Here is a 24,765-nt window from a genome sequence, read left to right on the forward strand (position 1 = left end):
GGTTCACATGGGATTCACCAGTCCCTGGCACTGGGCCATCGTTGCGGTGGTCGTCATCATTCTGTTCGGTTCCAAGAAGCTGCCCGAGGCTGCTCGCGGACTCGGCCGGTCGTTGCGCATCTTCAAGAGCGAGGTGAAGGAGATGCAGAACGACGGCAAGTCCGACACCGACACCGCTCCCGCTCAGCAGCCCGTCGCTCCCGCTCAGCTGCCCTCTCCCGCCCCGGTCGCGCAGCCGAACACCGAGACCCAGCACGACGCGAAGTCTGCCTGAGCGCACGGCCGCTCAGCACACCTTCGGTGCCAGTTCGGCACCGAAGGTTCACTGCTGTCGGTGACGGCTTCTCGCTGTCGTCCGACCGACGAAGGCTGACCGTAGAACACCATGCGCATTCCGTTCGATCCGCGGCGAAGCAAGCGCCGAATCAATCCCGACGGCACCATGTCGTTGGTCGATCATCTGTACGAGCTGCGAACCCGGCTCCTGTGGTCGCTGGTAGCAGTCGCAGTGACGACTGCCTTCGGGTTCTTCTGGTACTCGCACACCATCTTCGGCGTCGAGAGCCTCGGCGACCTCCTACGGGGTCCCTACTGCACGCTCGACCCGAGTCTGCGCGCGAATCTGAGCAACGACGATCAGTGTCGTCTGCTCGCGACCGGACCGTTCGATCAGTTCCTACTGCGATTCAAGGTCGCGTTCACCGCCGGTGTCGTACTGGCCTGCCCCATCTGGCTGTATCAGATCTGGGCTTTCATCACCCCGGGCCTGTACGCCAACGAACGGAGACATGCAGTCTCGTTCGTCTCCGGAGCGGCTGCGCTGTTCGTCGCCGGAGCCGTCCTGGCCTACTTCGTGGTCGCCAAAGGCCTGCACTTCCTGCTCTCCATCGGCGACAACGTGCAGATCACCGCTCTGAGCGGTGATCAGTACTTCGGATTCCTGATCAACCTCCTCATCATCTTCGGCGTCAGCTTCGAGATTCCGTTGCTGGTCGTTGCCTTGAATTTCGTCGGCGTACTCACCTACGAGCGACTCAAGGCGTGGCGTCGAGGTCTCATCTTCGGATTGTTCGTCTTCGCGGCCATCGCAACTCCTGGCCAGGACCCGTTCTCCATGCTGGCCTTGGCCTTGGCGTTGACGGTGCTCTTCGAGATGGCAGTGCAGATTGCGCGAATTCACGACAAGCGTAAGTTGCGCAAGAGAAGAGACGAATGGGGTGATGTGTCAGATGACGAAGCAACGCGCATCGACGGCGCAAGTTCGATCGAATCACCGGATGCTGTCGCTCCGACACCGCCGTCCAGCGGTCTCGGTACCGCGACCCGAGTACAGGCGCAGTACGACGACACGATCTGACATCGACCGGCCCGTAGGGTCGAAAGCATGACCGAGACGGTTCTCGATACGGGGACGAGCCCCCGACCCACCCAGCTGCAACGATTCTCCGCCGAGCTCGGCTTTCCCCTCGACCGGTTCCAGGTGGATGCCTGCACAGCCCTGGAGAACGGTCACGGGGTACTGGTCTGTGCCCCCACCGGTGCGGGCAAGACGGTCATCGGCGAGTTCGCGGTGCACCTGGCGCTCGCCGCGGGACGTAAGTGCTTCTACACCACCCCGATCAAGGCGCTGAGTAACCAGAAGTTCGCGGAGCTGACCGCACGGTACGGGCGCGACACGGTCGGGCTGCTGACCGGAGATTCGTCGATCAACCCCGACGCGCCCATCGTCATCATGACGACCGAAGTGCTGCGCAACATGCTGTATGCATCCTCGGATGCATTGCGAGGACTGTCGCACGTCGTCATGGACGAGGTGCACTATCTCGCCGACCGTTTCCGCGGGGCGGTGTGGGAAGAAGTCATTCTGCACCTGTCCGACGACGTTCGACTGGTCAGCCTGTCGGCAACGGTGAGCAACGCCGAGGAGTTCGGTGCCTGGATGAGCACGGTTCGCGGTGACACCGCGGTCGTGGTGGACGAGAACCGTCCGGTGCCCCTTTCGCAGCACATCATGGTCGGTCGCCGACTGTTCGATCTGTTCGACACGCGAGCCCAGTCGGCCGACGGCAGTCAGAAGATCGTCGTCGACCGAGAACTCGTCCGACACGTCAAACAACGCCAGTCCCTCGACTCGATGGACCGCTGGCACGCGCCACACAGCAGGGGCCGCGGCGGACGTTCGGGTGGCGGAGGTCGCGGTGGCGGTCAGGGCAGCGGTGCCAACAACAGACCACTGGCCAGACCCGATGTGATCGCCAAGCTCGACGAAGAGGGTCTGCTCCCGGCCATCACATTCATCTTCAGCCGTGCCGGGTGCGACGGCGCGCTGACCCAGTGCATGCGTTCGCGGCTGGTGTTGACCACGCCCGAGCAGGCCGAGGAGATCCGGTACATCGTCGAGAAACACACCTCGGAGCTGCCGCGCGAGGACCTCGAAGTCCTGGGCTTCTGGGAGTGGCGCGACGCACTGGAACGGGGATTCGCCGCCCACCACGCCGGGATGTTGCCGGTCTTCCGGCACACCGTCGAGGAGTTGTTCGTCAAGGGTCTGGTCCGAGCGGTGTTCGCCACGGAGACCTTGGCTCTCGGGATCAACATGCCGGCCCGAACCGTCGTGTTGGAGAAGTTGGTCAAGTTCAACGGTGAGACACACGCCGAATTGACACCGGGGGAGTACACCCAGCTGACCGGCCGGGCCGGACGCCGCGGCATCGACGTCGAAGGGCATGCCGTCGTGCTGTGGCAGCCCGGCACGGAGCCGACCGAGGTCGCGGGGCTGGCGTCGACGCGTACGTTCCCGCTGCGCAGTTCGTTCGCGCCGGCATACAACATGTCGATCAACCTCATCGAACAGTTCGGTGCGGCCGATTCGCGTCTGCTGCTCGAACGATCCTTCGCACAGTTCCAGGCGGACCGCTCCGTCGTCGGGATGGTTCGCGGTATCGAGAAGAACATGCAGACGTTGGAGGCACTCGGTGCACGCCTCGGTGGCCCCGAGGGCGAGTACTTCGAGTATGCGCGGCTGCGCGAGCGACTGAAGGATCGGGAGAAGACCCTCGAACGCCAGAGCAGGTCCGATCGGCGGGACAAGGCCGTCGATTCGCTGCGTGCCCTGCGCCGCGGCGACGTGATCTCGGTGCCGACCGGTCGCCGCAGCGGCCTTGCCGTGGTTCTCGAGCCCGATGACGACCGGGCTGATCCGCGTCCGCTGGTGCTGACCGAGGACAAGTGGGCCGGCCGGCTCTCGGCAGCGGACTTCCCATCGCCCGCAACGTCTCTGGGAACGATGCGACTGCCGCGATTCGTCGACCACCGCACCGCGAAGACCCGACGCGATCTCGCGGCCGCCCTGGTCACCCGCGGAATATCGCAGCCGTCGGACCGTATCCGACGCAAGTCGACGGCAGCGGACGACAAGGAGCTCGCCACCCTTCGGCGAGCAATCCGCTCGCATCCGGTGCACGCTCGTCCCGACCGCGACGAGCTCGGTCGCACCGGTGAACGCTACAACCGGTTGGCGCGAGAGACCGAAACGATGCGCCAGAAGGTGTCGGCCACGACGAACTCGCTCGCCCGAACGTTCGACCGCATCCTGGCTTTGCTCGCCGACCGCGGTTACGTGACGGCAGGCAAGGATCCGAAGGTCACCGAGGACGGTGCCAGGCTGAGCCGAATCTATTCCGAGTCCGATCTGCTGGTTGCCGAATGCTTGCGCGGCGGCCTGTGGCAGGGGCTTTCTCCGGCAGAGTTGGCGGCGGTGGTCTCGGCGGTGGTCTACGAGTCCAGATCGGAGGGTGACATCACCCCGCACGGACCGACGGGTCCGATTCGGCACGCGCTGACCGAGACCGTCCGGGTGTGGCACGAGCTGCGGTCCGACGAGGTGCGACACAAGCTGCCGCCGACGAGAGAACCCGACATGGGCTTCGTGAAGGCGATCTACAAGTGGGCGTCGAACCATTCGTTGGTCGATGCGCTCGTCACCGCGGGTGACAACGGCAAAGCACTCTCGGGTGGAGACTTCGTGCGCTGGTGTCGGCAGGTGATCGACCTGTTGGACCAGGTTCGGCTCGCGGCCCCGGAGCCGGAACTGTCGCGAACTGCGGCGCGCGCGATCGCGGCCTTGCGCCGCGGCGTGGTCGCCGTAGATGCCGCATGACAGCACCGAATCGGACTGCCGGGTCGGTACAGCGGATAGTCGTACGGGCGGGTTACTGTACCCCCGACGAATCCGAATTTTCAGTGGAGGCGAGATGAGCGGCCCATACGGTCCGACCGATCCGGACAACAGCTGGTCGCGCACGCCCGATCAGCAGGACGGCGCCGCGAACGACACACCGGACACGCAGCCTGCTCCTTCCGCCGAGTCACAGACTCCGACGCCGTCGGCGTGGGGTCAGTACGGACAGCCGCAGGCCACGCCGTACGGCGAACCCGGTCAGAGCTACGGGCAGAACCCGCAACAACCCGGCGGCCAGTACCCGCAGGGGCAATACGCTCATGGTCAATATCCGCAGGGTCAGTACCCCCAAGGTCAGTATCCTCAGGGCCAGTACCCCCAAGGTCAGTACCCACCTGCCGGCTATCCGCAGGGGCAGTACCCCCCGGCCCCGAATGCACAGGGCGGCTACCCCCAGGGACAGAACCCCACCGCGCACTACCCCGCCGGTCAGCAGTACGGCGCGCCTGCATCGGGCGATGCGGCGTACCAGAATCCATACGCACCACCGCAATTCGGTGGTGGGCAATACGGGCCGGGTCCGTCCGGCCAGCAACCACAGCAGCCGTGGAGTCCCAACCAGCAGTATCCCAACCAGCAGTATCCCAACCAGCAGTATCCGAACCAGCAGTATCCGAATCAGCAGGGGCCAGGGCAGGCCGGGGCTCGATCGAAGAAGCCCCTGATCATCGCGGGTGCCGTGGTCGCAGTGCTCGCCGTGATCGCTGTGGTGTCGTTCTTCGCTTTCGGTCGAACGACCACCCTCGATACTGCGGCGGCCGAGGAGGGTGTTCGCACGGTCGTCACCGAGTCCTACGGTGCGTCCGACGTCTCCGGTGTGTCCTGTCCCCAGGACATCGAGGTCGTGGCCCAGACCAGTGTCGAGTGCACCCTGACCGTCGACGGTGCGTTCAAGACCGTGACTCTGACCTTCCTCGACGACGACGCCAACTACGAAGTCTCCCTGCCCGAGTAGACCCGCTCAGGTCACACGATCAGGTCGTCGACGCCGTGGCCGCCATCGCAGCGACGAGGCGGGCCACGGCGTTCTCGATGCCGAGAGTCTCGGCGAGCGAGTTCAGCGCATCGACGTCGGCGGGCTCGGCGGGAATCTCGTCGGACTTCGACAGGACGACATCGGCGTCGGTGACGACTCGGACAACCGGTAGCGCCGCGTCCAGGTAGTCGCTCGCATTGGCCAGCTTCGCCCGGATGCCCTTGGCCATGTCCGACGACGGGTCGAGTGCAGCAGCGCGCAACGCTTCCACGGATTCGTACTGCAGCATCAGCGTCGACGCTGTCTTCTCCCCGATGCCCTTCACTCCGGGCAGACCGTCCGAGGCATCGCCGCGCAGCAAGGCGAGTTCCGCGTACGCCGCACCCGCACGATGGAGCGGCACCCCGTAACGCTCGGAAACCATTGCGGGATCGAACAGTTCGGCTTTCGCCAGGCCGCGTCCCACGTACAGAACGCGCACCTCGTTCGGCTCGTCGGCGGCAACTTGAAGCAGGTCTCTGTCTCCGCTGACCACGACCACGGGGTCCTGACGCTCGCGCGCGGCCAGGGTTCCCAGTACGTCGTCGGCTTCCAGACCGTCTGCGCCTGCGGTCGCGATCCCCAACGCGGCGAGCACATCCATGATCATGTCCACCTGTGGTGTCAGTGTCTCCGGCACCTCTTCGCTCTCGGCGACCTCCGGCGCGGCCTCGGCAACACGATGCGCCTTGTAGGACGGCACGAGGTCGACGCGAAACTGTGGCCGCCAGTCGAGATCGAGGCAGACCGCCAGTCGGCCGGGTTCGGTGCGCGTGATCAACGCCGAGATCATGTCGAGGAAGCCGCGAACGGCATTGACGGGTCGACCGTCGGGGGCCGTAATCGACTCGGGCAGTGCGTAGTAGGCCCTGAACCACAGGCTCGCGCCGTCGAGGAGCAGCAGCGGCGACTTTCCGGGGGCGGTCATGGGGCTCATCTTGCCGTACGGCACTAGCCTGGAGGTATGAGTGTCGATTCTTCGGTCAGTTCCTCACGTTTCTCCAGCGATGTCTACGCATCCAGGCTCGCCCGCGCGGCTCGCCTGACGTCGGATGCAGGCCTGGATGCCCTGCTGATCACCCCGGGGCCGGATCTGCAGTACCTGCTCGGATCGAAGGCCAGCTCGTTCGAGCGGCTCATCGCGCTGGTCGTTCCAGCGGACGGCAGCACCCCCACGGTCGTCGTTCCGCGGCTCGAGCTCGCCGCACTGGGCGATTCCGCAGCGCAGGAACTGTCTCTGGCTCTCGTCGACTGGGTCGACGGTGTGGATCCGTACGCACTGGTGGCAGCGGCAGTTCCCGGCGGAACGAGAACAGCCGTTGCCGACGCCATGCCCGCCCTGCATTTCGTGCCGCTTGCGGGTGTCTTCGGCACGGTCCCGGTTCTGGCCACCGACGTGCTTCGCGAACTCCGAATGGTCAAGGATGCGGCCGAGATCGACGCGTTGCGGCGAGCCGGATATGCCATCGACCGCGTGCACGCCCGGATGGGCGAATGGCTTCGGGTGGGCCGAACGGAAGCGCAGATCGCCGCGGACATCGCTGCCGCGATCGTCGAAGAAGGCCACACTGCACCGGAATTCATCATCGTCGGCTCCGGGCCGCACGGTGCCGATCCACACCACGAGGTATCCGATCGAGTCGTCGAGGCAGGAGACATCGTGGTGATCGACATCGGCGGACCCGTCGCACCGGGATACAACTCCGACTCGACCCGTACCTACAGTCTCGGCGAACCGTCGGCGGAGATCGCCGAGCAGTACGCGGTACTCGAGCGGGCGCAGCAGGCGGCTGTCGACGCGGTGGTGCCCGGTGTCACGGCGCAGTCCATCGACGCGGCGGCTCGCGACGTCCTGGTCGACGCCGGTCTCGGCGAGGCGTTCCTGCACCGCACCGGTCACGGGATCGGCCTGTCGGTGCACGAGGAGCCGTACATCGTTGCGGGAAACGACATCACGCTGACCGAGGGGATGGCGTTCAGCATCGAGCCGGGAATCTATTTCCGCGGGCAGTGGGGTGCACGCATCGAGGACATCGTCGTGGTCACCGCAGACGGGTGCGAGTCGGTCAACCTCAGGCCTCACGCTCTGGCTGTCCTGCCGGTGTGACGCGTCCGGGCGAGGACGAGTTCGTCTCGGTCGTCAGGTCCAATCCGGCCGTCGCCGAAATACTGGGGCGCGCGCCGCAACTCGGGCTTCCCGGGTGGTATCTGACGGCAGGTGGCCTCTTCCAGACGGTCTGGAACCACCTGGACGGCCGGGACCTTGGTGCCGGCATCCGGGACTACGACTTCTTCTACTTCGACGACTCCGACCTGTCCTACGACGCGGAGAACGAGGTGATCGAGCGCGCGGCCTCGGTGTTCGACGACCTCGGGGTGGACGTCGAAGTGCGCAACGAGGCGCGCGTACACCTGTGGTACGAACAGCATTTCGGCACTCCGATCGCGCCCTACCGAAGTACCGAGGATGCGATCGATCATTTCGTGTCCACCACGTGCTGCTTCGGCATCACCACCGACCAGGGCGGAACCGATGTCGTGTACGCACCGCGCGGATTCGACGATCTCTTCGGGGGAATCGTGCGGCCGAACCCGCGGCTGCCGATGCGACACGTGTACGAGGCCAAGGCTGCCCGGTGGACGACGGAGTGGCCGAACCTGACGGTTCTGCCGTGGCCGACGGAGCCGACGACGCGCTAGCGGTTCAGCAGAGAACGGCTACCCAATACACGCTGCACCTGTATCTCGATGACGACTCGGGTGGGGTTCTCTCTGGGTACGCGGTAGCGCTGCGCATAGCGGTTCTCCGCATCGACGACCGATTCACGGTCGTCTCGGACCGACGCGGGCCCTTCCAACGTCAGCCAGCGGGCACCGTCGATCTGAGTGACAGCGGCGTAGGCACCGCGACCGGCGTTGATCGCCTTCTGCGACACATCGTTGGTGATGACCCGAGCACACCGGGCCTCGGCGTCGTAGGTGAAGCCGACGGCGACGACGTGCGGGGTTCCGTCGGGTCGCAGTGTCGTCAGAGTGGCGAGGTGCCGCTCGGCAAGGAACTCGAATGCGTCGTCGGCGAGGGCAGTCGCGTCTGCGGGGATGGCGGCCATGCCCCGACTGTAGTGAATGCGATTTCATCGGCAAGACTGGTCGTCGTGAGCAGACGAGCAGAACCCGCGGCCGGAACGCTGTTGCTGTTGGGCGGGCGCAGCGAGATCGGACTCGAGGTCGCCACCCGACTCGCCTCGGGGCGAACCGTCGTACTGGCAGCTCGGCGCAGTACCGACCTCGATGCTCAGCAACGACGAGTGGAGCAGGCAGGCGCGGACGCCGTTCACACCGTCGAGTTCGACGCGAACGAGATGGACACTCACGCCGAGCTTCTGAGCCGGGTGGCCGAGCGATACGGCCCGATCGGGATCGTGGTGCTGGCGTTCGGGATCCTCGGGGATCAAGCACGCGCCGAGGACGACGCGCAGCACGCTCTCGACGTCATCACCACCGACTTCCTGGCTCAGGTTTCGGTGCTGACGCACGCATCGAAGATCCTCCGAGCACAGGGGAGTGGCGACCTGGTCGTGTTCTCGTCGGTCGCGGGGGTTCGAGTGCGACGCGCCAACTACGTGTACGGATCCGCGAAGGCCGGTCTCGACGGCTTCGCCAGCGGACTGAGCGACGCACTGCACGGTAGCGGAGTGCACCTCCTGCTCGTTCGTCCCGGATTCGTCATCGGTTCGATGACCGAGGGGATGACCCCGGCACCCATGTCGAGTACGCCGGATCAGGTGGCCGACGGCGTCGTCGCTGCGCTACGCACGCGTCGGGCCACCGTGTGGATCCCCGGCACGCTGCGACCGGTGTTCTTCGCCATGCGTCTACTGCCGCAGTGGCTCTGGCGCAGGATGCCGCGCTGATGGTGGCACCCGTGCCCACTCCGATCGTGGTCGTGGGAATCGGTGCGGACGGCTGGGACGGACTGCCTCTCGCGTCGCGCAGGGCCGTCGAGCAAGCAGATGTGGTGTTCGGCTCCGCGCGCCAGGTCGCTGGAGTACAGGAGCACTGCAGCGAGACCAGGACATGGCCCAGTCCGTTGGTGCCGAATCTGCGGCCGATGATCGACGCCTGCACGGGTTCTCGCGTGTGCGTGCTGGCCAGCGGGGATCCGATGTTCCACGGCATCGGAGTGACGTTGGCGCGGGAGTTCGGTGCCGATCGCTTGCGGGTGTACCCGGCCCCGTCTTCGGTGTCGTTGGCATGCGCTCGCTTGGGCTGGGCGCTCCACCACACCACGACGGTGTCGCTGGTGAACAGCCCGGCCGAGACGGTGTTGCCCGAGTTGGCCGACGGTCGTCGGATACTGGTGTTGAGCCGGGGCAGCAGCACTCCTGGTGAGATCGCGGTGATGTTGTCCGCCAACGGTTTCGGGGCGAGCGAGATGACGGTCCTCGAGCAGCTCGGCGGACCGGCCGAGCGGGTCGCCCGCGGGATCGCCGGAGAGTCGACGTTCGAAGGCGTCGATCCACTCAATGTCGTTGCTCTGCTGTGCGTCCGGGATCCCGACGCTGCCCGCCACACCCGCATTCCCGGCCTGGCCGATTCCGCGTACACCGGAGACGGTCAGATGACCAAGCGGGAGGTTCGAGCACTGACGCTCAGCGCGTTGGCACCGGTGCCAGGAGAGCTGTTGTGGGACATCGGGGGCGGATCGGGAACCATTGCCATCGAATGGATGCGGACCGACGAATCCTGTCGTGCAGTGACGTTCGAGAGTTCGCATGCGCGCCGTGAGCAGATCGAGACCAATGCACGGCTTCTGGGAGTTCCGGGCCTCGTCGTCCACGGCGGCGCCCCGGAAAGTTTCGCGGCGGTCTCGGACGCCGTACCCGATGCAGTGTTCATCGGTGGCGGGTTGACCGGTACCGACATGCTCGAGGCCTGCTGGGACGCGGTGCGGAACGGTGGGCGAGTGGTCGCGAATTCGGTGACGGCCGAATCGGATTCGTTGTTGCTGACCGCCGCGGCGAAGTACGGCGGCGAGCTCCGCAGGTTCCAGATCTATCGCGGCGAACCGCTCGGCACGTTCACGACGTGGAGACCGCAGCTGCCGGTCACACAATGGAGTGCGACCAAACGGTGAAGGTCCTGATTCTCGGTGGTACGACGGAGTCGAGGGCACTCGCGGCCGCTCTGGACACGGTGCAGGGGATCGAGACCGTCACCTCACTGGCCGGCCGGGTCGCCGAGCCGAAATTGCCCGTCGGCGAGACTCGCATCGGCGGATTCGGAGGTCCGGATGCCCTTGCAGTGTGGCTGCGAGACAACGCAATCGACGTGGTGGTGGACGCGACGCACCCGTTCGCCTCCACCATCGCCGCACACGCCGAGCAGGCCACTCGGGCAACGTCGGTCGCGCTCCTGGTGCTGACGCGGCCACCGTGGACCGCGGGCGAGGGTGATCGATGGACCTCGGTTGCCTCACTGCCCGACGCGGCGTCGGCGATCACCCCCGGCAGCCGGGTGTTCCTCACGACAGGCAGGCAGGGTGTTCACCATTTCTCGAGTGTCGATCACTCGTGGTTTCTGGTCCGGGCGATCGACCCTCCGACCGGTGCGGTGCCGCCGCACATGACACTGCAACTGAGCCGTGGCCCCTTCGACGTCGACCACGAGTCGATGATGCTGGCAGAGAACCGAATAGACCTGCTGATCACCAAGAACAGCGGCGGCGACATGACGCGAGCCAAGCTCGATGCCGCCCGAGCGGCATCGATTCCGGTTCTCATGGTCGACCGTCCCACGCGAACCGGCTCGACACCGACGGTGTTCGACGTCGCAGCCGCCGTGGACCGGTTGACGGATCGCTAAGAACTGCCTGCCGACGGATAACGCCTGGAGGTGAACACCTTCGGCCCGCTTCCCGTCTCGACCACCGTCGTCATCGACGATCCGATGATGAGCAGGCATCGCATGTCGATCGACTCGGGGTCGAGTTCGCCCAGCGCCACGGTGCGAACGGATTCCTGCGGGCTGCCCACCGCGCGTCCGATGACCACGGGTGTCTGTGGCGAACGATGCTCGAGCAGAATCTCTTTCGTTGCCGCAACCTGCCAGGTCCGTGACTTCGACGCGGGGTTGTAGATCGCGATCGCCATATCGGCTCCGGCGACCGCCGAGAGCCGCGCTGCCACGACGTTCCAGGGCTTGAGGCGGTCGGACAGAGAGATGACGGCGTAGTCGTGTCCGAGCGGTGCGCCCACCCGACTGGCGACGGCGTTGGCTGCCGTCATCCCGGGCACCACCCGCACCGGGACCGAGCTCCACTGCTCCTCGGCCGCGACCTCGATGACCGCGGTTGCCATCGCGAACACACCGGGATCACCCGAGGAGATCACGGCGACGCGGCGACCCTGTTTGGCGAGATCGAGAGCGAACGCCGCACGTTCCGACTCGACCTTGTTGTCGCTCGCGTGCCGGATCTGACCGGGGCGCTGCGGTACCCGATCGATGTAGGTGACATAGCCGACCAGATCGGTGGCGGCGGCGAGTTCGGCGCGCACTTCGTCCGTCGTCCATGCATCGTCCCCGGGTCCGAGGCCGACGACCACCACTTCACCGGCGCAAGTAGGTGTTTCGGTTCGATTCGAGGGACTCGGTACGACGATCATCGAGAAGTATGGAACGTTGTCTGCGTCGACGGCGTCGAGCACCCGCTGCTCGGGTGTGCTGGCCCGTTCCACGTAGCGCGCTTCACCCAGCCGACCGGAACGTTCCAGGGCCTCGAGCACCGTCGGGTAGGTCCGGCCCAGTTTCATGATGACGGCCGCGTCGGTGCCGCGCAGTCGCCGAGTGAGCTCGTCTGCCGGCAGCGTGCCGGGCAACACGGTGAACACCTCGTCGCGCTCCACGAGCGGGGTGGCCAGCGCAGCCGAGGCGGCACTGACCGAGGTCACGCCCGGCACGATCTCGACCTCGAAGCGGTCGGCCAACCGCTTGTGCATGTGCATGTAAGAGCTGTAGAACAGCGGATCACCCTCGGCGAGAAGCACTACGGAGCGTCCCGCGTCCAGATGAGCCGCCAACCGCGACGCGGCGGACTCGTAGAACTCGTCGATCGCACCCTGATATCCACCGGGGTGCGCCGTGGTCTCGGTGGTCACCGGGTAGACCAGATGTTCCTCGAGCTGCCCGTCCCGCATGTACCCGGCTGCCAGCCCGCGGGAGATGCTACGACCGTGCTGTGCACTGTGGAAGGCAACCACATCGGCCTCGGCGATCACGCGAGCGGCCTTGACGGTCAACAACTCCGGATCGCCGGGACCGACTCCGACTCCCCACAGCTTTCCGGTGCCGGTCATTCTTGTTCGCTCGCAATGGCATTGACGGCGGCGACGGTGATGGGGCTGCCACCACGCCTACCGCGGACCACCAGGTACTCGACGCCGAGGCCCGCGGCGATCAGATCTTCCTTCGACTCCGCCGCCCCGATGAATCCGACCGGGCCGCCGACGATCGCTGCGGGTTTCGGTGCCCCTGCCTCCAGCATCTCCATCAGGTGGAACAGAGCGGTCGGAGCGTTTCCGATGGCGACGACGGCACCGCCGAGCTTGTCGCCCCACAACTCCAGTGCGGCAGCGGTTCTCGTGGTGTTCATACTTCGAGCCAAATCCGGTACCCGAGGATCGGACAGGGTGCACAGCACCTGGTTGTCGGCCGGAAGACGGCGACGAGTGATGCCGGCGGCGACCATGTTGGCGTCGCACAGAATCGGCGCGCCCGAGTTCAGTGCCGCGCGAGCGGAGGTCACGACTGCTGGGGTGTAGCCGATGGTCTCGGTCAGATCGATCTCTCCGACCGCGTGAATCATGCGCACGACGACCTGTGCGACGTCCGGTGCGAATCGAGACAGATCTGCTTCGGCTCGGATGGTCGCGAACGATTGTCGGTAGATCTCCGCGCCGTCGCGGACGTAGTCGTGCATGCGTGTCACGATAGGGGAGAGGGACCCCTCAGTCGGAAGCCGGTATCGTTGTGCTCAGGAGACCCGGTAGCCGATTCCCGTGGCGATGACGTCGGTGACCTCGCCCTTGGGTCGCCCACAGCGCCGCTCGCACCCGGACCAGTGTTGCCGTTCGTCGCGCGGGGTCATCCGGGCATCGACCGCGGCGGAGAGGTCGGCTCGTACGTCGGCCAACGACTTCTCGCACCCCGGCGATCCGGTGCATGCGCTCACTCGAATCCACGGCGATGCCGCGTCGAAGATCAGTCCCATCGGGGCGAGCACGCGGACGACCTGTTCGGCCGGTTCCTCGTCCAGATCACACACGATCAGCGATCGCCACGGGGTCATGATCAGCGGGCGGTCGATCGCCGCGAGGAACTCCGCGAGCCGCGCCCCGAGAACACCGTTGGCCAGTCCCGCCGCCAGCGCCACCAGGCCGTCGTCCTGATCGAGCCAACCGATCGGTGGCACCTCCACGGGTGCGGGCATCGGCAGGACAGGGCCGGCCGCGAGACCGAGTCGGTCGAGGATCCGGGCCGGGCCGTCGTCCATTTCGGCTACCCGCCACTGGGACTGCCGAAGTTCCACGAAGGCGCCCGCGCAGTTCAGCAGCATCGACACGACACTGTCGCGGTCCACGCGCACGCCACTGTCCCGGCCTGCCAACAGCAGTGCGTACGACCCGTCGGATTGGGCGTAGGCGCCGAAATCCGGTTCGAGTCCGCACAGGTCGCCCCGACCGTCGTCGAGCGCGAACAGCGTCCTACCCGGCAGGTGTGCCAGATCGGGTCGTGCACACAGGCCCTCGTCCAGCGCACCGACCAGCGCGCGCACGTCGGTGAGACCTCCCGCCCGGCCCGAGAGGGGAGAGGCGAGGATATTGCGTACACGCTCGTGCGTCGAGGACGGAAGCAGCCCGGCGTCGGCCAACCTGCGCGCCAAGTCGTCCGGGTCCGACACCGCCCGCACCTGCATATTGCCCCGCGAGGTCAACTCCAACGTGCCGTCGCCCAGCGCGGCAGCGGCCTGCGCCAACACCTGCATCTGCCCCGGCAACACGACGCCCCCCGGCAGCCGGATTCGTGCCAGCGGCCCGTCCGCCGCCAGATGGGTCGTCAGCGCCCCTGGGCAGCCGTCGGGCACCGACCTCTCTGGCGAACTCATGGTCACCAGGCTACAAGCGCAACGGGTGGCCCGATTCCCCGCTCGCCCCGGTAGCATTCGATGTCCACGGCTCCGGCCGAGAGGAAACCGGCGAGAATCCGGTACGGTCGCGCCACTGTGACGGCCTTCGATCCTTCGGGTCGGGGCTGGAGTCAGACCCTCTCTCCGACGAGTCGAAGAGCAGTTTTCACCGATCATTCGAACCACCGAAGTCAGGGGCGCGAAACCCCCGAGGAGGGCGTTACCCGTGTTCTTGTTGCTGTCCACGTCGGACACCGATCTGCTCAGCGCCCGCGCCAGCGGAGCAGACTTCACCTGGGGCAACCCTTCCCGGCTGCTCGCCGCGGACATTCCGGCGATGGCCGAATCGGCGGAGTTGATCATCGTGCGCATCCTGGGGTCGAGGCGATCGTGGGAGTCGGGCATCGACGCGGTTCTGGCCACCGGACTGCCGGTCGTCGTGCTCGGCGGTGAACAGGCACCCGACGCCGATCTGATGGAGATTTCGACGGTGCCTGCCAACGTCGCGGCGCAGGCACACAACTATCTGGCCGAGGGCGGATCGGACAATCTTCGTCAGCTGTACAACTTTCTCTCCGACACGGTGCTGCTGACCGGGCACGGTTTCGATGCACCACGGCACCTGCCGACGTGGGGCCACCTCGAACGAGTCTCCGCTCCGCAGTCCGCGGGGCCGACGGTCGCGATCCTGTACTACCGCGCCCAGCATCTGGCCGGAAACACCACGTACATCGATGCTCTCGCCACGGCTGTGGAGAACGCCGGGGCCACCGCGCTTCCGATCTACTGCGCCTCCCTGCGCACCGCGGAAGCCGATCTGCTCGAGACCCTGAAGTCGGCGGACGCCCTGATCGTGACCGTGCTCGCGGCCGGTGGCACCAAACCTGCCGGCGCGTCTGCCGGCGGCGACGACGAGGCCTGGGACGTCGCCGAGCTCGCCGCGCTCGATGTGCCGATTCTGCAAGGACTGTGCCTGACGAGTTCTCGCGCGACGTGGGCCGAGAACGACGACGGACTCTCCCCTCTGGACGTCGCCACGCAGGTCGCCGTTCCGGAGTTCGACGGCCGCCTCATCACGGTCCCGTTCTCGTTCAAGGAGATCGACGACGATGGCTTGACCACGTACGTCCCGGACCACGAGCGGGCCGCTCGAGTAGCAGGCATCGCAGTACGGCACGCGCGGCTGCGGCACATTCCGGCCGCCGATCGCCGTATCGCCCTGATGTTCTCGGCCTATCCCACCAAGCATGCGCGGATCGGTAACGCCGTCGGCCTCGACACTCCGGCCAGCGCAATCGCGTTGATGTCCGAAATGCGCACCGCCGGCTACGACCTCGGTCCGCTCGACGGCCCGGATTCGGTGCCTGGTCTGGCTGCCCGCGACGGTGACGCCCTCATCCATGCGCTGATCGCCCGCGGCGGCCAGGATCCCAACTGGCTCACCGATGCCCAGCTCGAGGGCAATCCCATTCGTATCTCGGCCGCGCAGTACGGCCGGTGGTTCGAGAAGCTTCCCGCGGATCTGCGCGACGGCGTCGTCGAGCACTGGGGCCCGGCACCGGGTGATCTCTACGTTGATCGATCTGCCGATCCGGACGGTGAGATTGTCATCGCTGCAATGCAATTCGGCAACGTGGTGATCATGGTGCAACCGCCGCGCGGATTCGGCGAGAAGCCGGTTGCGATCTATCACGACCCGGACCTGCCGCCGAGCCATCACTATCTGGCGGCCTACCGGTGGATCTCGGCCACGCAGGCCGATGGCGGCTTCGGTGCCGACGCCATGGTGCACCTGGGCAAGCACGGGAACCTGGAATGGCTTCCGGGCAAGACACTCGGTATGTCCGCTTCCTGCGGAACCGATGCGGCCCTGGGAGACCTGCCGTTGATCTACCCGTTCCTCGTCAACGATCCGGGGGAGGGCACGCAGGCCAAGCGTCGAGCGCACGCCACCCTCGTCGATCACCTGATTCCGCCGATGGCGCGCGCGGAGAGCTACGGCGACATCTCCCGCCTCGAGCAACTGCTCGACGAGCACGCGAACATCTCGGCCCTCGACCCGGCCAAGCTGCCCGCCATCCGCCAGCAGATCTGGACCCTGATGACAGCGGCGCAGATGCACAAGGACCTCGGGCTCGAGGAGCGCCCCGACGAAGAAGTGTTCGACGACATGCTGCTGAACGTCGACGGGTGGCTGTGCGAGATCAAGGACGTACAGATCCGCGACGGACTGCACATCCTGGGCCAGGAACCCGTCGGAGACGCCGAGGTCGAACTGGTGCTCGCGATGCTCCGAGCTCGGCAGATGTGGGGTGGAGAGCAGACGGTTCCCGGTCTGCGAGAAGCACTGGGGCTCAGCGAGGACGGCGACGAGGACCGTACCCGCGTCGACAGCATCGAGGCCGTGGCCCACGGGTTGGTCGCGGCGATGCAGGCAGCGCAGTGGGATCCCGCAGCTGCTGCACGGGTCGCGGGCGAGCACGGAGGCGTGGTCACCCAGATTCTCGAGTTCGCCGCAGCCGAGGTCGTTCCGCGTCTGCGCGGGACCTCACGCGAGATCGCCCAGGTACTGCACGCTCTCGACGGCGGGTTCATCGCGGCCGGGCCGAGCGGTTCCCCGCTGCGCGGGCTGATCAACGTTCTCCCCACCGGCCGCAATTTCTACTCCGTCGACCCGAAGGCCGTGCCCTCGAAGTTGGCATGGGAGACCGGGCAGGCGATGGCGGAATCACTTCTCGCTCGCTACCGCCAGGATCACGGCGAGTGGCCGAAATCCGTCGGACTGTCGGTGTGGGGAACCTCGGCCATGCGCACCTCCGGCGACGACATCGCAGAAGTGTTCGCCTTGCTGGGGGTCTCGCCGGTGTGGGACGAGGCATCGCGCAGGGTGACGCGGCTCGAGGTGATCGACCTCGTCGAGCTCGGCCGTCCCCGCATCGACGTGACGGTCCGGATCAGCGGCTTCTTCCGGGACGCGTTTCCCCACGTTCTCGCGTTGCTCGACGATGCGGTCCGGATGGTCGCCGCGTTGGACGAGCCGGCCGAGCAGAACTACGTGCGAGCCCATGCGCAGGCCGATCTGGCCGAGCACGGCGACGAACGACGTTCCACGACGCGCATTTTCGGATCGAAGCCGGGCACCTACGGTGCCGGGTTGCTCCAGCTGATCGACAGCAAGACCTGGCGCAGCAACGACGACCTGGCGCAGGTCTACACCACCTGGGGTGGCTTCGCGTACGGCCGCGGTCTCGACGGCGTTCCGGCCTCGGACGACATGCGCACCGCCTACAAGCGCATTGCCGTCGCCGCCAAGAACACCGACACGCGTGAGCACGACATCGCCGATTCCGACGACTACTTCCAGTACCACGGCGGCATGGTCGCGACCGTGCGCGCGTTGACCGGAAAGTCGCCCGAGGCGTACATAGGTGACAGCACACGGCCGGAATCGGTTCGTACGCGGACACTGTCGGAGGAAACCGCACGAGTCTTCCGCGCCCGGGTGGTGAACCCCAAGTGGCTCGACGCCATGCGCAGGCACGGCTACAAGGGCGCGTTCGAGATGGCGGCGACCGTGGACTACCTGTTCGGCTACGACGCGACGACCGACGTGGTTCAGGACTGGATGTACGAGAAGCTGGCCGAGACGTACGTGCTCGACGAGCAGAACAAGAAGTTCATGCAACAGTCCAATCCGTGGGCCCTGCACGGTATCGCGGAGCGACTGCTCGAGGCCGCGGAGCGAAAGATGTGGGCCGAGCCGAACAAGCAGGTTCTCGACGGCTTGCGCCAGGTGTATCTGGAAACCGAGGGCGAGCTCGAAGGGGAGTAGCGACGTACTCTGAGCGGTATGGCTGCCACCTTCGAAGACATTGCCAAGGGCAAGTACGTACTGCTGACGACGTTCAAGAAGGACGGCACCGGGGTACCGACCCCGCTGTGGGGTGCCCTCGACGGTGATCGGCTGCTGGTCTGGACGGTATCCGATTCGTGGAAGGTCAAACGGATTCGCCGCAACTCCGCAGTCACCCTGGCACCGTGCGACATGCGCGGCAATCCTCAGGGCGAGGCGATCGACGCCACCGCCGAGATCCTCGATGCCGACGGAACCGAGAAGGCCCGGGCAGCGATCGCTTCGAAGTACGGAATTCTCGGGTGGCTCACCGTCAAGGCCAGTGTGCTGCGCCGGGGCAAGAGCGGCTCCGTCGGACTGGCGATCACCGCCGCCAGGTAGCGAAAGTCGGCACCATCGCTCGTATGCGCAGTTCCGAATGCTTCGTGAGGCAGCTTCCCCTGCTGCCGGAATGGAGCACCACGTGCCTATCGCAGTGACCGATTACAACCATGTTCGCCTCACCGTCAGTGACATCGACCGGTCCCGGTCGTTCTACGACTCGGTGTTCGGCTTCGACGTCGCCTACGCCTGGGATCCCGACGCGGACGAAGAGACCAAGAAGGCCCTGTGGTTTCTCTTCGGCGGCGTCATCTACAAATTCGGCGGCGGGCTGCTCGGGCTGCGCCCGGTCGCACCGAAAGACGACACCTTCGGCGAGGACCGGTGCGGACTGGATCATCTCAGCTTCACCGTCGACACCCGAGCCGCACTCGAGGATGCCGTGAAGACCCTCGACGAGTTGGGCATTGCGCACGAGGGCATCAAGGACGCGGGCCCCGGCATGTCCATCGTGGAGTTCCGAGATCCCGACAACATCGCCCTCGAGCTGACCGGTCCCGACAAGTAGGCCGGGCAGGAGTGGAGCCTGCAGGAACGACCAGAATCCGGCCCTACTGTGCCGCGCTGACCGACGACATGTGAAAGTCGGGAACGCGTAGCGGTGGCATCGCCGTGCGAGTGAACCAGTCCTTCCACTCGCGCGGCAGTGTCGCCTCGGTTGCGCCCGCCTCGGTGACGCGTCGCAGCAGATCCAGCGGGCTCTCGTTGAAGCGAAAGTTGTTCACCGCACCGGTGATTCGACCGTTCTCGATGGCATAGACGCCGTCTCTGGTCAGTCCGGTCAGCAGCAGCGAGGTCGGATCGACCTCACGGATGTACCAGAGCGTCGTCAGGAGCAACCCGCGTTCGGTGTCGGCAACCATCTTGTCCAGACCGACGTCCGTTCCGCCCGTCAGAACGAGGTTCTCGCCCGGGACCGCGACGGGAGCTCCGAACTTCTGCGCCGCTGCACGTGGGTAGGCCAGGGCGGAGACCGATCCGTCGCGGATCCAGTCGACGCGCTCGATGTCCATGCCGTTGTCGAACACCGACACCGAATCACTCGACGACCCGGCCACCACGAACGGTGCGTACTCGAGTCCGGATGCGTGTGGATCGGAGTACAGGGTGAGCGGCAGGTCGGTGAGTTTCTCACCGACTCGCGTTCCACCTGCCCGCGAGAGTGCGGTGCGACCCTCCTGCGCTCCGCGGCCTTCCATGGTCCACATCAGGTAGATCATCAGGTCGGCCACCGCCGACGGGGGCAGCACAGTCTGATAGCGACCGGCGGGCAGTTCGACGGTGTTTCGGGCCCACCCGAGTCGGGTGGACAGCTCCGCCAACATCGTCTCGGCCGACACGTTCTGGAAGTCGGTGGTTCCGGTCCCCACCCAGGCGCTCGCCCCGGATCGCTTTCCGTTGATCTCGACCGATCCGGTGGGCTGTGTGAAAGTACGACGCACACCGGTCGAGGTTCCGAGCCAGACGTTGTCGACGGTGTGCTGCGCGAATCCGTACAGCGCGTCCTCACCATCGAATCCGACGTTCAATTCCGTTGCCAGCGAGCCGAACACGTCGATCGACGTATGTTGTGCTCGGCGGTCCCAGTCGTGCGGGTCCGAGACCGACGCGCGAGGCAGCAAGGGCATCGCGTCCTCGGCGGGCTCTGCCGATCGCGCCGCCGCCTCGCTCGCCCGAACCACTGCCTCGATGTCCTCCGGATCGACACTCGTCGACGACACGGTGCCGACTCGAACGACGTCGGCCTCTCGCACGATCGAGATCACTTCCCAGCGCCTGGAGGTGGCAATTCCGTTGGTGGTCATGGAGTTTCCGGCCCACCGCAGTGTTGCATCGCTGGAGTCGGTGACGATCACGATGGTGTCGTCGACACTCGCGCAGGCGAGTGCACGTTCGATCACGAGCTGCGGCGCGATCATCGACCTGCCTCCGATCGGGTGTTGAGGACGTTGACGCCGCGGAACAACGCGACGGGGCACCCGTGGCTGACGGCTGCCACCTGCCCGGGTTGGGCCTTGCCGCAGTTGAATGCGCCGCCGAGTCGCCACGTGGACGGTCCGCCGAGCAGTTCCATCGAGCCCCAGAATTCGGTGGTCGTCGCCTGGTACGCCACGTCACGCACCTGGCCGTCGAGCACGCCGTTGCGGATTCGGTAGAAGCGTTGGCCGGTGAACTGAAAGTTGTAGCGTTGCATGTCGATCGACCAGGATTTGTCTCCGACGACGTAGATGCCGTCCTCCACCTCGCCGATGACGTCGGCGGTGGATCGATCGACATCGGGGTCGGGCTGCAGCGATACGTTCGCCATCCGCTGGATCGGAACATGATGCGGAGAATCGGCGTACGAACATCCGTTGGACCGCTCGAGACCGAGTTTGGGGGCGAACACTCGATCGAGTTGGTAGCCGACCAGTGTGCCGTCGCGGACCAGGTCCCATCTCTGCGACGCGACTCCGTCGTCGTCCCAGCCGATGCTGGCAAGGCCGTTGATCTCGGTACGGTCGGCGGTGACGTGCATGATGGGCGATCCGTAGCGCAACGTCCCCAACTGGTCCGGGGTCGCGAACGAAGTGCCGGCGTAGGCGGCCTCGTAGCCGATGGCACGGTCGTATTCCGTTGCGTGCCCGATCGACTCGTGAATGGTGAGCCACAGGTTGGTCGGATCGATGACGAGATCGGTAGGTCCTGCCACGACGGACGGCGCCTTCACCTTCTCGGCCAACCAGTCCGGGATCCGGGCCAGCTCGTCGGCCCAGTCCCACGTGCTGTGCTCACCCAGGTACTCCCAGCCTCGTCCGACGGGTGGAGCGAGGGTGCGCATGGTCTCGAACGCACCGGCAGATCGATCCACCGTGGTGGCCTCGAATTGTGGATGCAGTCGCACCCGCTGCTGAGTGATGCTGCTGCCGGCCAGATCCGCGTAGAACGACTGCTCCTTGACCTGCAGAACCGAGGCGGTCACGTGATCGACGCCGTCCGACGCCGCCAGCCGGGAGGAGTACTCCGCCAGTAGTGCCACCTTCTCGGTGATGGGTACCTCGAACGGATCGATGTCGTACTCCGACGTCCACGTCACGTTCGAGTACACCGGCTCGGCGGCGAGTTCGACGCGTTCGCGATTGAGTGCCCGTAGTGCGGTGGCCACCTCGACAGCACTACGGGCCGTAGCTGCGGCTGCGTCGGTACCGAGTTCGGCGTGCGATGCGAAACCCCAGGTGCCGTCGACCACGACCCGCACGGCGAGGCCGATCTCCCCGGCGTCGATTGCGGATTGAACCGAGCCGTCGCGCAGCGAGATCGACTGAGTCGTCAAGCGCTGCACGCGAACATCGGCATGCGTTGCCCCGGCGGATCGAGCCGTGCTCAGGGCGGCGTCCGCGAGGGCCTGCAGGGGCAGAGCCAGGAAGTCGGCGTCGACCGACCGATCCGATTGTCTCGTCACGTCTGAAGACGCTAGCCGAATTGTTGCCAGCCGAGTCGAACGACCATCCCCACGACCACGACCAGCAGGACGATTCTCACGAATCCGGCACCGCGGGCGACCGCCGTTCTTGACCCGAGGACGGCACCGAACACGTTGCACACCGCCATGACTGCTCCGAGTTGCCAGTAGACGCTGCCGGTGACGGCGAAAAAGGCGAGGGCACCGACATTGGACCCGACGTTGATCACCTTGGCCATCGCGGCGCTGCGCACGAACTCGGTGCCGAGCATGGTGGCGAAGACGATGATGAGGAACGTTCCGGTGCCGGGCCCGAGAATGCCGTCGTAGAAGCCGATTCCGGCAGCTGCACAACCGATGACGATCAGAACCTTGCGATGGGTCGGCGGCGACGGCGCCGCGGTCAGGCCGATGGTCGGACGGCAGGTGACCAGTACTGCCACACCCACGAGAACCACCATGATGATCGGGATGAACAGCTCGCGATCGATCAACGACACCGCAGCAGCGCCGGCCGCCGAGGTCACGGCGGCGAGGACGCCGGCCGGAACGAGCACCGCCCAATTCAGCGAAACCTTCCGTGCGAAGGTCACGACGGCGGCGACGGTACCGAACACTGCAGTCGCCTTGTTCGTCGCCAGCGCTGCCTGCTGCGTCAGCTGAGGTGCCACGAGAAGAATCGCCGGCAACAGGATGAGGCCACCTCCGCCCACCACTGCGTCGACCCAACCGGCGGCCGTGGCCGCGACCATCAGCAATCCCCAGTCGGCGGCAGTCATACGGCAAACTCAATCACATGCGTCGATTCAGTCTGTGGCTCCGTGGGCAGCCGTTCGTGGCCGATGCCCTGCTGGCCGTCGGGCTGTTCGTCGTCGACATTCTGGTGTTCGTCAGCTCGGTCGACGGTCTGAACGGGCCGTTGTTCCTGGTCTTCTCGGTCGTGCTGACGATTCCCGTCGCGTGGCGGCGGCGTCTGCCCCGCACGATCGCAGCGCTGACTCTCGTCACCACGCTCAGCTCCGACATAGCGGGCAGCCTGGTGGGCGATGCGTACAACGGTCACCCGGCAGCGCTCGCTCTGCCGATCATGCTCTACACGCTGGTCGCCTACGTCGGTCGAGTTCAGGGCGGCGTCTATGCCGCCGCACTCGCCGTGTACACCGCCGCGAACCTGCTTCTGTTCGCCCAACCGGTGTTCACGACGCTGCTGTTCAGCGCGCTGATGTACGCCCTGTCGTGGGTTGCGGCGGAATTTCTCGGTGCCCGCCGGGCGTACGACGAAGCGACTCAGGCCCGGCTCGTCGTGGCCGAGTACGACAGGGACCGACGCGCCGAAGAGGCCGTGCTCACCGAGCGCACTCGCATTGCACGCGAACTGCACGACGTCATCGCCCACAGCGTCAGTGTCATGGTGGTGCAGGCCGACGGCGCCTCGTACGCCATCAGGCGCAATCCCGATCGCGCAGAGCAGGCCGTGGCCAACATCTCCGCAACGGGCCGTTCGGCATTGGCCGAGCTGCGTCGAACGGTCGCGTTGCTGCGGACCTCGCCCGACTCGGACGACATGCCCCAGTACGGCACCGCCGGTCTGGCCCGTGTCGTGGAGATGATGGGTCGCGCCGGATTGAACGTCGAGCTCGAACAGACCGGAAACCTGGACGACATCAGTCCGGCGATCAGCCTGGGAGTGCACCGGTTGGTGCAGGAATCGCTGACCAACGTCCTCCGCCACGCCGGTCACGCGCCACGCGCTGTCGTCAAGGTGGTTCGCGGAGAAGATGCGGTCACTGTCGAGATATCCGACAACGGCTCCGGCGCACCACCGTCCGAGGACGGTGGTGGACACGGACTTCTCGGAATGCGCGAGCGAGTAGCGGTGCTTCGAGGCACCCTGCACGCCGGGCGGACGCCGCACGGCAATTGGCTCGTGCGGGCAACGCTGCCGATCGAGTGAGGGCTAGGTTGGGTCGGTGCCGATCACCGTTGTCGTCGTGGACGACCAGGAACTCATGCGCATGGGATTGAACATGGTGCTCGAGGCGCAGGACGACATCGAGGTGGTGGGGGAGGCCTCGGACGGGGCGGGTGCCGTCGAGGCCGTCGCCAGACTGGCACCGGCGGTAGTGCTGATGGACGTCCGCATGCCCGGCATCGACGGCGTCGCCGCCACCCGCAGCATCACCGAATCGGGTTCGGACGCCAAGGTTTTGGTGATGACGACCTTCGATCTCGACGAACACGTCCTCGGGGCACTCCGGGCAGGGGCCAGTGGATTCCTGCTCAAGGACACTCCACCCGAGGACCTGGTCTCCGCGATTCGCAGCGTGGCCGCAGGCGATGCCGTCGTCTCGCCGAAGGTCACCAAGCGTTTGCTGTCGAGGTTCGTCGAGCAGTCCGTGTCGACCACCGATGCCGCCGTTCTCGATGCTCTCACCGGACGCGAGCGCGAGGTGCTGGTGCACTTGGCTACCGGCTTGTCCAACGCCGAGATTGCGGCCGCCCTGCATCTGTCCGAGGCGACGATCAAGACTCACATCGGCCGAATTCTGACGAAGTTGGACGTCCGCGATCGAGTCCAGGCCGTCGTCGTGGCGTACGAAACCGGCCTCGTCCGGCCGGGTTCCTGAGAATCTGCCGACAAACACGGCAA

At 66.0% G+C, this 24,765-nt stretch carries 22 protein-coding genes; 14 read left to right on the forward strand and 8 right to left on the reverse strand.

Going from position 1 to position 24,765, the window contains the following annotated elements; all coding sequences use genetic code 11:
* Positions 1 to 7: 7 nt before the first annotated feature.
* The 4 genes from tatA to R3P95_RS03630 all read left to right on the forward strand — a co-directional run bounded on the left by tatA (position 8) and on the right by R3P95_RS03630 (position 5,195).
* Positions 8 to 274, forward strand: coding sequence for a Sec-independent protein translocase subunit TatA (tatA, locus tag R3P95_RS03615; RefSeq protein WP_068050773.1), 267 nt, complete (start codon positions 8 to 10; stop codon positions 272 to 274).
* 111 nt (positions 275 to 385) lie between these two features.
* Positions 386 to 1,357 carry a twin-arginine translocase subunit TatC gene (tatC, locus tag R3P95_RS03620; RefSeq protein ID WP_068050772.1) on the forward strand — a complete coding sequence of 324 codons (972 nt, stop codon included), beginning with the start codon at positions 386 to 388 and terminating at the stop codon, positions 1,355 to 1,357.
* Positions 1,358 to 1,384: 27 nt separating this feature from the next.
* On the forward strand, positions 1,385 to 4,159 hold the full coding sequence (locus R3P95_RS03625) for a DEAD/DEAH box helicase (protein ID WP_317547291.1): 2,775 nt from the start codon (positions 1,385 to 1,387) through the stop codon (positions 4,157 to 4,159).
* A 94-nt stretch (positions 4,160 to 4,253) separates the two neighbouring features.
* The gene (locus R3P95_RS03630) at positions 4,254 to 5,195 is read left to right on the forward strand and encodes a DUF4333 domain-containing protein (protein WP_317547292.1); all 942 of its coding nucleotides are present in this window, start codon (positions 4,254 to 4,256) and stop codon (positions 5,193 to 5,195) included.
* Between the two features lie 19 nt (positions 5,196 to 5,214).
* Here R3P95_RS03630 and R3P95_RS03635 read toward each other — a convergent pair whose 3' ends face one another.
* Positions 5,215 to 6,192 carry a 5'-3' exonuclease gene (locus R3P95_RS03635; RefSeq protein WP_317547293.1) on the reverse strand — a complete coding sequence of 326 codons (978 nt, stop codon included), beginning with the start codon at positions 6,190 to 6,192 and terminating at the stop codon, positions 5,215 to 5,217.
* Positions 6,193 to 6,219: 27 nt separating this feature from the next.
* Between R3P95_RS03635 and R3P95_RS03640 the strand changes: the two genes are divergently transcribed.
* Both R3P95_RS03640 and R3P95_RS03645 read left to right on the forward strand, forming a co-directional pair.
* A complete protein-coding gene (locus tag R3P95_RS03640; RefSeq protein WP_317547294.1) occupies positions 6,220 to 7,362 on the forward strand; it encodes a M24 family metallopeptidase in 1,143 nt (380 codons plus the stop codon).
* Positions 7,359 to 7,955: a nucleotidyltransferase family protein gene (locus R3P95_RS03645; RefSeq protein ID WP_317547295.1), complete on the forward strand. Its 597-nt coding sequence runs from the start codon at positions 7,359 to 7,361 to the stop codon at positions 7,953 to 7,955. The genes R3P95_RS03640 and R3P95_RS03645 overlap by 4 nt, the downstream gene beginning before the upstream one ends.
* Here R3P95_RS03645 and R3P95_RS03650 read toward each other — a convergent pair.
* Positions 7,952 to 8,365 carry a TIGR03618 family F420-dependent PPOX class oxidoreductase gene (locus R3P95_RS03650; RefSeq protein ID WP_317533137.1) on the reverse strand — a complete coding sequence of 138 codons (414 nt, stop codon included), beginning with the start codon at positions 8,363 to 8,365 and terminating at the stop codon, positions 7,952 to 7,954. The two genes, R3P95_RS03645 and R3P95_RS03650, sit on opposite strands and share 4 nt — an antisense overlap.
* A 45-nt stretch (positions 8,366 to 8,410) precedes the next feature.
* Between R3P95_RS03650 and R3P95_RS03655 the strand changes: the two genes are divergently transcribed.
* Genes R3P95_RS03655 through R3P95_RS03665 form a run of 3 tightly spaced genes read left to right on the forward strand, consistent with a single transcriptional unit; the run spans position 8,411 to position 11,120 of the window.
* On the forward strand, positions 8,411 to 9,169 hold the full coding sequence (locus R3P95_RS03655; protein ID WP_149405773.1) for an SDR family NAD(P)-dependent oxidoreductase: 759 nt from the start codon (positions 8,411 to 8,413) through the stop codon (positions 9,167 to 9,169).
* Entirely contained in the window at positions 9,169 to 10,392 is a 1,224-nt protein-coding gene (gene cbiE, locus R3P95_RS03660; RefSeq protein WP_317547335.1) for a precorrin-6y C5,15-methyltransferase (decarboxylating) subunit CbiE, read from the forward strand. The genes R3P95_RS03655 and cbiE overlap by 1 nt, the downstream gene beginning before the upstream one ends.
* Positions 10,371 to 11,120 (forward strand): cobalt-precorrin-6A reductase, encoded by a 750-nt coding sequence (locus R3P95_RS03665; protein ID WP_149405772.1) that lies wholly within the window; start codon positions 10,371 to 10,373, stop codon positions 11,118 to 11,120. The genes cbiE and R3P95_RS03665 overlap by 22 nt, the downstream gene beginning before the upstream one ends.
* Here the strand turns inward: R3P95_RS03665 and cobJ are convergent.
* Genes cobJ through cobG form a run of 3 tightly spaced genes read right to left on the reverse strand, consistent with a single transcriptional unit; the run spans position 11,117 to position 14,418 of the window.
* Positions 11,117 to 12,610, reverse strand: a complete 1,494-nt coding sequence (gene cobJ, locus R3P95_RS03670; RefSeq protein ID WP_317547296.1) for a precorrin-3B C(17)-methyltransferase — start codon at positions 12,608 to 12,610, stop codon at positions 11,117 to 11,119. The genes R3P95_RS03665 and cobJ overlap by 4 nt on opposite strands.
* Entirely contained in the window at positions 12,607 to 13,233 is a 627-nt protein-coding gene (locus R3P95_RS03675; RefSeq protein WP_317547297.1) for a precorrin-8X methylmutase, read from the reverse strand. The genes cobJ and R3P95_RS03675 overlap by 4 nt, the downstream gene beginning before the upstream one ends.
* Before the next feature lie 54 nt (positions 13,234 to 13,287).
* Positions 13,288 to 14,418, reverse strand: coding sequence for a precorrin-3B synthase (cobG, locus tag R3P95_RS03680; RefSeq protein WP_317547298.1), 1,131 nt, complete (start codon positions 14,416 to 14,418; stop codon positions 13,288 to 13,290).
* 247 nt (positions 14,419 to 14,665) lie between these two features.
* Here cobG and cobN point away from each other — a divergent pair, with 247 nt between their 5' ends.
* The 3 genes from cobN to R3P95_RS03695 all read left to right on the forward strand — a co-directional run bounded on the left by cobN (position 14,666) and on the right by R3P95_RS03695 (position 19,181).
* Complete coding sequence (cobN, locus tag R3P95_RS03685; protein WP_317547299.1) at positions 14,666 to 18,271, forward strand: cobaltochelatase subunit CobN; 3,606 nt, start codon at positions 14,666 to 14,668, stop codon at positions 18,269 to 18,271.
* A gap of 18 nt (positions 18,272 to 18,289) precedes the next feature.
* A complete protein-coding gene (locus R3P95_RS03690) occupies positions 18,290 to 18,673 on the forward strand; it encodes a PPOX class F420-dependent oxidoreductase (RefSeq protein WP_317547300.1) in 384 nt (127 codons plus the stop codon).
* A gap of 82 nt (positions 18,674 to 18,755) precedes the next feature.
* Complete coding sequence (locus tag R3P95_RS03695; protein ID WP_149405767.1) at positions 18,756 to 19,181, forward strand: VOC family protein; 426 nt, start codon at positions 18,756 to 18,758, stop codon at positions 19,179 to 19,181.
* Positions 19,182 to 19,224: 43 nt separating this feature from the next.
* Here the strand turns inward: R3P95_RS03695 and R3P95_RS03700 are convergent, their stop codons facing one another.
* Genes R3P95_RS03700 through R3P95_RS03710 form a run of 3 tightly spaced genes read right to left on the reverse strand, consistent with a single transcriptional unit; the run spans position 19,225 to position 22,894 of the window.
* Positions 19,225 to 20,592, reverse strand: coding sequence for a metallopeptidase TldD-related protein (locus R3P95_RS03700; RefSeq protein WP_317547301.1), 1,368 nt, complete (start codon positions 20,590 to 20,592; stop codon positions 19,225 to 19,227).
* Positions 20,589 to 22,115, reverse strand: a complete 1,527-nt coding sequence (locus tag R3P95_RS03705; protein WP_317547302.1) for a TldD/PmbA family protein — start codon at positions 22,113 to 22,115, stop codon at positions 20,589 to 20,591. Before R3P95_RS03705 ends, R3P95_RS03700 begins: the two co-directional genes overlap by 4 nt.
* 11 nt (positions 22,116 to 22,126) lie before the next feature.
* Positions 22,127 to 22,894, reverse strand: coding sequence for a TSUP family transporter (locus R3P95_RS03710; RefSeq protein WP_094641790.1), 768 nt, complete (start codon positions 22,892 to 22,894; stop codon positions 22,127 to 22,129).
* Positions 22,895 to 22,911: 17 nt separating this feature from the next.
* Between R3P95_RS03710 and R3P95_RS03715 the strand changes: the two genes are divergently transcribed.
* Positions 22,912 to 24,069: a sensor histidine kinase gene (locus tag R3P95_RS03715; RefSeq protein WP_094641788.1), complete on the forward strand. Its 1,158-nt coding sequence runs from the start codon at positions 22,912 to 22,914 to the stop codon at positions 24,067 to 24,069.
* A gap of 16 nt (positions 24,070 to 24,085) precedes the next feature.
* Positions 24,086 to 24,742 (forward strand): response regulator, encoded by a 657-nt coding sequence (locus R3P95_RS03720; RefSeq protein WP_094641786.1) that lies wholly within the window; start codon positions 24,086 to 24,088, stop codon positions 24,740 to 24,742.
* Positions 24,743 to 24,765 lie beyond the last annotated feature (23 nt).

This window comes from Rhodococcus cercidiphylli (assembly GCF_033042225.1).
Taxonomy (GTDB): Bacteria; Actinomycetota; Actinomycetes; order Mycobacteriales; family Mycobacteriaceae; genus Rhodococcoides.